This window comes from Streptomyces sp. NPDC058470, from assembly GCF_042721055.1.
Classification (GTDB): domain Bacteria; phylum Actinomycetota; class Actinomycetes; order Streptomycetales; family Streptomycetaceae; genus Streptomyces.
Genome location: NZ_JBHXMF010000017.1, coordinates 74197 through 81041, shown reverse-complemented (window position 1 = coordinate 81041; position 6845 = coordinate 74197). Strand labels below are relative to the sequence as shown.

The window sequence follows — 6845 nt, the reverse complement described above, 5'->3', positions numbered from 1 at the left end:
CCCCGCTCTCAGTCTGATATACCCCGTTTCTTAACAACTCGCGCTGTTATAACCCCCCGCCGGGGTGCACCCGTTCCACTATAACGTCCACCCCGCTGCAGTTTTACGTGAAACCTCCAGGTGTGGGCGCATTCCAGAGCGGCTGAAATCAGCCCCGCCCCAGTGCCGAGGTCAGCTCGATCTCGATCACCACCCGGGACGGGTTGGGAGAGGGTGCCCGCCCGTACCGCTCCGTGTAGCGCCGTTCCGCCTCCGTGATGTGCCCGGGGTCGGCGGACACCGTCGCAAGTCCCTCCAGGGTCGCCCAGCGCCGCCTGTCGACCTGGCAGGCGGCCACCCGCACCCCGTCGGGGCCCGCTGCCAGCACGTACCCCACCTTCGCGCTGGACTTGTTCGCGATCACCCGAGCCAGACCGGCCTCGGGATCGTATGTAACCCCGACCGGCACCACATGGGGGCTGCCGTCGGGGCGAAGGGTCGTCAGCGTGCACAGGTGCCTCTCCCGCCAGAAGCTGAGGTAGGCGGCGTCCGGCCGTCGCGGGTCCACTGGGTACGAGGAAGCCATGAGACACGAATCTACTTCCCGGTCCGGACCTTCGCCCCGGATTTCCGCTCGGCCCGGGTCCGTTCCGGAGCGGCCTTGAGTGGAATAGACTCAACTTTGTGCTCGTTGGCACACTCAGTATGGAGATAAAGGCTGACCAGCCCAGCAACCCCAGGAGGAGAGCGCGACCGTGGACGCAGAGCTGACCAACAGGAGCCGGGACGCGATCAACGCGGCCAGCACCCGGGCCGTCTCCGGGGGCCATCCGGACCTCACCCCCGCCCACCTGCTGCTCGCGCTGCTGGAGGGCGAGGACAACGAGAACATCCTCGACCTGCTGGCCGCCGTCGAGGCCGACCAGGCCTCCGTGCGGGCCGGCGCCGAGCGCGTGCTCGCCGGTCTGCCCAGCGTGACCGGATCCACCGTCGCGCCCCCGCAGCCCAACCGTGAGTTGCTCGCCGTCATCGCCGACGCGGCCGAGCGGGCGAAGGAGCTCGGCGACGAGTTCATCTCCACCGAGCACCTGCTCATCGGAATCGCCGCGAAGGGCGGCCGGAGCGGCGACGTACTCTCCCAGCAGGGGGCGAACGCCAAGAAGCTCCTCGACGCGTTCCAGAAGAGCAGGGGAGGGCGCCGGGTGACCACCCCGGATCCCGAGGGCCAGTACAAGGCGCTCGAAAAGTTCGGCACCGACTTCACCGCCGCCGCCCGTGAGGGCAAGCTCGACCCCGTCATCGGCAGGGACCAGGAGATCCGCCGGGTGGTGCAGGTCCTGTCCCGGCGCACCAAGAACAACCCCGTCCTCATCGGCGAGCCCGGCGTAGGCAAGACCGCCGTCGTGGAGGGCCTCGCCCAGCGGATCATCAAGGGTGACGTCCCGGAGTCGCTCAAGAACAAGCGGCTCGTCTCGCTCGACCTCGGCGCCATGGTCGCGGGCGCCAAGTACCGCGGCGAGTTCGAGGAGCGGCTCAAGACCGTCCTCGCCGAGATCAAGAACTCCGACGGGCAGATCATCACCTTCATCGACGAGCTGCACACCGTCGTGGGCGCGGGCGCCGGCGGCGACTCGTCCATGGACGCCGGCAACATGCTGAAGCCCATGCTGGCGCGCGGCGAGCTGCGCATGGTGGGTGCGACGACGCTCGACGAGTACCGCGAGCGGATCGAGAAGGACCCCGCCCTGGAGCGCCGCTTCCAGCAGGTGCTCGTCGCCGAACCGTCCGTCGAGGACACCATCGCGATCCTGCGCGGGCTCAAGGGGCGGTACGAGGCCCACCACAAGGTCGTGATCGCGGACAGCGCGCTGGTCGCCGCCGCCACGCTCTCCGACCGGTACATCACCTCCCGCTTCCTCCCCGACAAGGCCATCGACCTCGTCGACGAGGCCGCGTCGCGGCTGCGCATGGAGATCGACTCCTCGCCTCTTGAGATCGACGAACTCCAGCGCCAGGTGGACCGGCTGCGGATGGAGGAGCTGGCGCTGGAGAAGGAGACCGACCCCGCGTCCAAGGAGCGCCTCGAACGGCTGCGCCGCGACCTCGCCGACCGGGAGGAGGAGCTGCGCGGCCTGACCGCCCGCTGGGAGAAGGAGAAGCAGTCCCTCAACCGCGTCGGTGAGCTGAAGGAGAAGCTCGACGAACTCCGCGGCCAGGCCGAACGCGCCCAGCGCGACGGCGACTTCGACACCGCCTCCAAGCTGCTGTACGGCGAGATCCCCACCCTGGAAAGGGACTTGGAGGAGGCCTCCGAGGCCGAGGTGGAGGTCTCCAAGGACACCATGGTGAAGGAGGAGGTCGGGCCCGACGAGATCGCGGACGTGGTCGGCGCCTGGACCGGGATTCCGGCCGGACGGCTCCTCGAAGGCGAGACGCAGAAACTCCTGCGCATGGAGGAGGAGTTGGGGCGCCGGCTGATCGGACAGTCGGAGGCCGTGCAGGCGGTGTCCGACGCCGTACGACGCACCCGCGCCGGAATCGCCGACCCCGACCGGCCCACCGGATCCTTCCTCTTCCTCGGCCCCACCGGCGTCGGCAAGACCGAACTCGCCAAGGCGCTCGCGGACTTCCTCTTCGACGACGAGCGGGCCATGGTCCGCATCGACATGAGCGAGTACGGCGAGAAGCACAGCGTCGCCCGCCTGGTCGGCGCGCCGCCCGGCTACGTCGGGTACGAGGAAGGCGGCCAGCTCACCGAGGCGGTGCGCAGGCGGCCGTACAGCGTCGTGCTCCTCGACGAGGTCGAGAAGGCGCACCCCGAGGTTTTCGACATCCTTCTCCAGGTCCTGGACGACGGCCGCCTGACGGACGGTCAGGGCCGGACGGTCGACTTCCGCAACACCATCCTGATCCTCACCTCGAACCTGGGCAGCCAGTTCCTGGTCGATCCGCTGACGTCCGGTGAGGAGAAGAAGCAGCAGGTCCTTGAGGTCGTACGGGCCTCTTTCAAGCCGGAGTTCCTGAACCGGCTGGATGACCTGGTGGTCTTCTCGGCCCTGAACAAGGAAGAGCTGGAGCGCATCGCCAGGCTCCAGATCGACCGGCTCGCGGGGCGCCTCGCCCAGCGGCGCCTCACCCTGGAGGTCAGCGACGAGGCCCTGGCCTGGCTCGCCGAGGAGGGCAACGACCCCGCCTACGGTGCCCGCCCGCTGCGCCGCCTCATCCAGACCGCCATCGGCGACCGCCTCGCCAAGGAGATCCTCGCGGGCGAGGTCAAGGACGGCGACACGGTCCGGGTGGACGCCTTCGGGACCGGGCTGATCGTGGGGCCGGCGACGGGCAAGACGCTGTAGCCCCTGGCCCTGCCATGGAGCTGCGGGCTCCAGGGGTTTCGATGGGTTTCGACCCGGAACGCCGCAGCTCACAGCGCTGAATCCAGCCCCTCGGCGGTAGCCGGGGGGCGAGGCTGTTGCAGGTTGGGTGCGAGGCGAGAGAGGGTGGGGTGCGAACGTCTGGTCTCAGCGATGGCCGGACGAGTCAGACGACTGCAGGAGTGTCACAGATGTCCATCGACCCGTCTTCGATTCCGAACTTCGGGGGCCAGCCCGAGCCGCAGCCCGGCGGACCGGCGGGCCCTGTCGTCCCGGATCAGGACCTTGTGAAGCAGCTCCTGGAACAGATGGAGCTGAAGTACGTCCTGGACGACGAGGGTGACCTCGCGGCGCCGTGGGAGCAGTTCCGTACGTACTTCATGTTCCGTGGCGAGGGCGACCAGCAGGTCTTCTCGGTGCGGACGTTCTACGACCGGCCGCACCCGATCGACGAGAAGCCCGCGCTCCTTGAGTCCATCGACGACTGGAACCGCCGCACCCTGTGGCCGAAGGTCTACAGTCACACGCACGACGACGGCACCGTCCGCCTGATCGGCGAGGCCCAGATGCTGATCGGCACCGGCGTCAGCCTGGAGCACTTCGTGTCGTCGACGGTCAGTTGGGTGCGGGCCGCCATCGAGTTCGACAAGTGGCTCGTCGAGCAGCTCGGCCTGGAGCAGGAAGTCAACGAGGCGGAGAAGCCCGGCGACGACGAGGAGTAGCCTCCCCGAGACGTGGCGTGACGTGTGCGCGGCCGTGCCCAGGCGCGCGCCCTACGCGAACGAGAGCCCGGCCGGGGCGCCGACCACCACGGTCATGCGCCCGGGGCCGGGCTCTCGCGTCCCGCCTCCGTGCCGCTGCTACCAGGCCGCCCTGAGCCGCTTGGCGGCCTCTTCCAGGACCTCGGTCCGCTTGCAGAAGGCGAACCGTACGAAGGGGGCGCCGGCCTCCCGGTGGTCGTAGAAGACGGCGTTCGGGATGGCGACGACACCGGCGCGTTCGGGCAGGGCGCGGCAGAAGGCGAAGCCGTCGGACTCGCCGAGCGGCCGGATGTCGGTGGTGATGAAGTACGTGCCCGCCGGGCGGAAAACCTCGAATCCCGCCTCCGTGAGCCCCGCCGCCAGCAGGTCGCGCTTGGCGAGCATGTCCGCCCGGAAGTCCTCGAAGTAGGAGTCCGGCAGCGCGAGCGCCTCGGCGACGGCGTACTGGAAGGGCCCCGACGACACGTACGTCAGGAACTGCTTCGCCGACCGTACGGCGGTGACGAGGTCCGGGGTCGAGGTGATCCAGCCGACCTTCCAGCCCGTGAAGGAGAAGGTCTTCCCGGCCGAGCCGATCGTGACCGTCCGCTCGCGCATCCCCGGGAACGAGGCCAGCGGCAGGTGCTCGGCGGCGTCGAAGACGAGGTGCTCGTACACCTCGTCGGTCACCACAAGGAGGTCCCGCTCCACGGCGAGCCGCGCGATCTCGGTGAGCTCCTCGCGGGTCAGCACGGTGCCGGTGGGGTTGTGCGGGGTGTTGATCAGCAGCAGCCGGGTGTTGTCGGTCACGGCGTCGCGCAGCTCGTCCAGGTCCAGGCGGAAGCTGCCGTCCTGCGGGCGCAGGGTGACCGGGACCCGGGTCCCGCCGGCCATCGCGATACAGGCCGCGTACGAGTCGTAGTAGGGCTCGAAGGCGATCACCTCGTCGCCCGGTTCGAGCAGCGCGAGCAGGGCCGCGGCGATGGCCTCCGTGGCGCCCGCCGTGACGAGGACCTCGCGGTCGGGGTCGTACGACAGCCCGTACCGGTGCTTCTGGTGCGCGGCGATCGCCGTACGCAGCTCGGGTACGCCAGGACCCGGCGGGTACTGGTTGCCGCGCCCGTCGCGCAGCGCGCGCACCGCCGCCTCGCGGATCTCCTCGGGCCCGTCGGTGTCGGGGAAGCCCTGGCCGAGGTTGATCGAGCCGGTACTGAGGGCCAGGGCCGACATCTCCGCGAAGATCGTCGTGCCGAACTCGGCGAGCCGGCGGTTGAGCAGGGGGCGGCGGGCGTGGAGGGTCATGCCCGTCATCCTGCGCCCAAGCTCTGGAGTTCCTCAACTCTGCTTTGGCGCGTGTGACGCGGGGGCATCCCCCTCTCACGCAAGATGCGAGGCGCCCACGGGGGGTCGCTTCGGGGGAATGAAAGGAGGGTGGCGCCATGATCTTCGGTATCATCCTGGCGGTCTTCGGCAGCACGCTCGTCGCGGTCTTCGGCTTCCGCGGCCGGAAGAACAAGGCGGACAAGAAGGTCGCGCTGACGAAGGCGTCCAAGGCGTCCAAGGCGATCAAGGAGATCAGGGCGTCGCAGCCGGCGAGGCGGAGGCGCTCGCGCTCGGGCGGCGACTCCTCGGGCGGCTGGTGGGCCGGCGCGGCAGGCGGCTCGTCGACCTGCGGGGGTTCGTCGTCCGACGGAGGTGGATCGTCCTGTGGAGGCGGGTCCTCCTGTGGCGGCGGGGGCGGATGCGGCGGAGGCAGCTGACACGGGGCAGCTGAGCTCCTCCGGGGGAAACGCGTCCGAAGTACGAAGAAGTGCCCGTCGGCGACGGCTGCCGACGGGCACTTGCGTGCGCCGGGGCGTACGGAGTTGTTGAACAGTTGAACTGTGGAGCCCTCGGGGGGATGGAAACCGCACGAAGTTGGGTAAAAACGCTGTGGTGGCGCCACAGTTCATGATTCCCTCTAAATCACCAAAGCAGCCCCAAGGTCCTGTCGTCTCCATGACGTCTGCCGGGCGACGCCTGGCACCGCCCTTCCGGCGGACGACGCCAAGGTGAGGTCAGGGCCTCGGATCGTCCTTCCCGACCGCGCTGACCGGGCCGATCCCCCGGTACCCACCGGGTGCGCCGGACCCCCCCACCTCCCTTTGCGTGCTAGCGGAGCCGACCCATGCTCACGAACCTCAACACCTCGTACACCGACACGCGCGCGGCCGACCTCGCCTGGACCCTGGGGCGCGAGCCGTTGCCCGCGCTCGCCACCCTCAACCTCGAACTCAGCGGGGCGAAACTGCAGTTGAGACTGCTCGGTGCGTCCCACCAGGTACTCCTGGAGGAGGCACGGGGCAGCTGTTCGGAGACCGTCGCGTGCATCCCCGGCAGCAGTACGCCCCTTCCGCTCGGCGTGGCCAAGCGGGTCGACGACTGGGAGTACGAGTTCGCGGCGCGCGTCGAGACCCTCTCCCACGGTTCCTTCGCGGGCCGCGCCCAGGAGTTACTTGCCCTGGTCGCCGACCACCCCAACGGCCTCGCCGGCGTCTTCCCGGGAAGCCCCCACGCCTTCACCGCGATGCTGGCCCAGCGATACGAGGGGCAGGTGCACTGGCGTACGTGGCACGCGTACCCACAGGACGGGCAGTTGGTCGCGACGCGGACGAGGGTGGGGGTGCGGGTACCGGCCACGGCGGATCTGCTCAGCGCGTAGCCGCGACGCCGCTGGGATGGTCCTCGACACCTGCGCGCTGAGGTGGTCCATATC

At 69.4% G+C, this 6845-nt stretch carries 6 protein-coding genes; 4 read left to right on the top strand and 2 right to left on the bottom strand.

Annotated features, from left to right (window positions below; genetic code table 11):
- Nucleotides 1-148: 148 nt before the first annotated feature.
- On the bottom strand, nucleotides 149-565 hold the full coding sequence (locus ACFWP7_RS15085) for a pyridoxamine 5'-phosphate oxidase family protein (protein WP_384381446.1): 417 nt from the start codon (nucleotides 563-565) through the stop codon (nucleotides 149-151).
- Nucleotides 566-734: 169 nt separating this feature from the next.
- On the opposite strand from ACFWP7_RS15085, the gene clpB reads away from it, so the two are divergent.
- Together clpB and ACFWP7_RS15075 are read left to right on the top strand one after the other, a co-directional pair.
- Nucleotides 735-3332 carry an ATP-dependent chaperone ClpB gene (gene clpB / locus ACFWP7_RS15080; RefSeq protein ID WP_384381444.1) on the top strand — a complete coding sequence of 866 codons (2598 nt, stop codon included), beginning with the start codon at nucleotides 735-737 and terminating at the stop codon, nucleotides 3330-3332.
- A gap of 209 nt (nucleotides 3333-3541) precedes the next feature.
- Nucleotides 3542-4072 carry a YbjN domain-containing protein gene (locus ACFWP7_RS15075; protein ID WP_384381442.1) on the top strand — a complete coding sequence of 177 codons (531 nt, stop codon included), beginning with the start codon at nucleotides 3542-3544 and terminating at the stop codon, nucleotides 4070-4072.
- A 138-nt stretch (nucleotides 4073-4210) separates the two neighbouring features.
- On the opposite strand, the gene ACFWP7_RS15070 is transcribed toward ACFWP7_RS15075, so the two are convergent.
- The gene (locus tag ACFWP7_RS15070; RefSeq protein WP_384381440.1) at nucleotides 4211-5401 is read right to left on the bottom strand and encodes a pyridoxal phosphate-dependent aminotransferase; all 1191 of its coding nucleotides are present in this window, start codon (nucleotides 5399-5401) and stop codon (nucleotides 4211-4213) included.
- Between the two features lie 128 nt (nucleotides 5402-5529).
- Here ACFWP7_RS15070 and ACFWP7_RS15065 point away from each other — a divergent pair, with 128 nt between their 5' ends.
- Together ACFWP7_RS15065 and ACFWP7_RS15060 are read left to right on the top strand one after the other, a co-directional pair.
- Complete coding sequence (locus ACFWP7_RS15065; RefSeq protein WP_384381438.1) at nucleotides 5530-5850, top strand: hypothetical protein; 321 nt, start codon at nucleotides 5530-5532, stop codon at nucleotides 5848-5850.
- Nucleotides 5851-6257: 407 nt separating this feature from the next.
- Nucleotides 6258-6791 (top strand): DUF2617 family protein, encoded by a 534-nt coding sequence (locus tag ACFWP7_RS15060; protein WP_384381436.1) that lies wholly within the window; start codon nucleotides 6258-6260, stop codon nucleotides 6789-6791.
- Nucleotides 6792-6845 lie beyond the last annotated feature (54 nt).

What these genes read in the sequence shown, in the direction of transcription:
- ACFWP7_RS15070 (WP_384381440.1), bottom strand. Translation starts at nt 5,401, where the DNA reads ATGACGGGCATGACCCTCCACGCCCGCCGCCCCCTGCTCAACCGCCGG.
- ACFWP7_RS15060 (WP_384381436.1), top strand. Translation starts at nt 6,258, where the DNA reads ATGCTCACGAACCTCAACACCTCGTACACCGACACGCGCGCGGCCGAC.
- ACFWP7_RS15075 (WP_384381442.1), top strand. Translation starts at nt 3,542, where the DNA reads ATGTCCATCGACCCGTCTTCGATTCCGAACTTCGGGGGCCAGCCCGAG.
- ACFWP7_RS15065 (WP_384381438.1), top strand. Translation starts at nt 5,530, where the DNA reads ATGATCTTCGGTATCATCCTGGCGGTCTTCGGCAGCACGCTCGTCGCG.
- ACFWP7_RS15085 (WP_384381446.1), bottom strand. Translation starts at nt 565, where the DNA reads ATGGCTTCCTCGTACCCAGTGGACCCGCGACGGCCGGACGCCGCCTAC.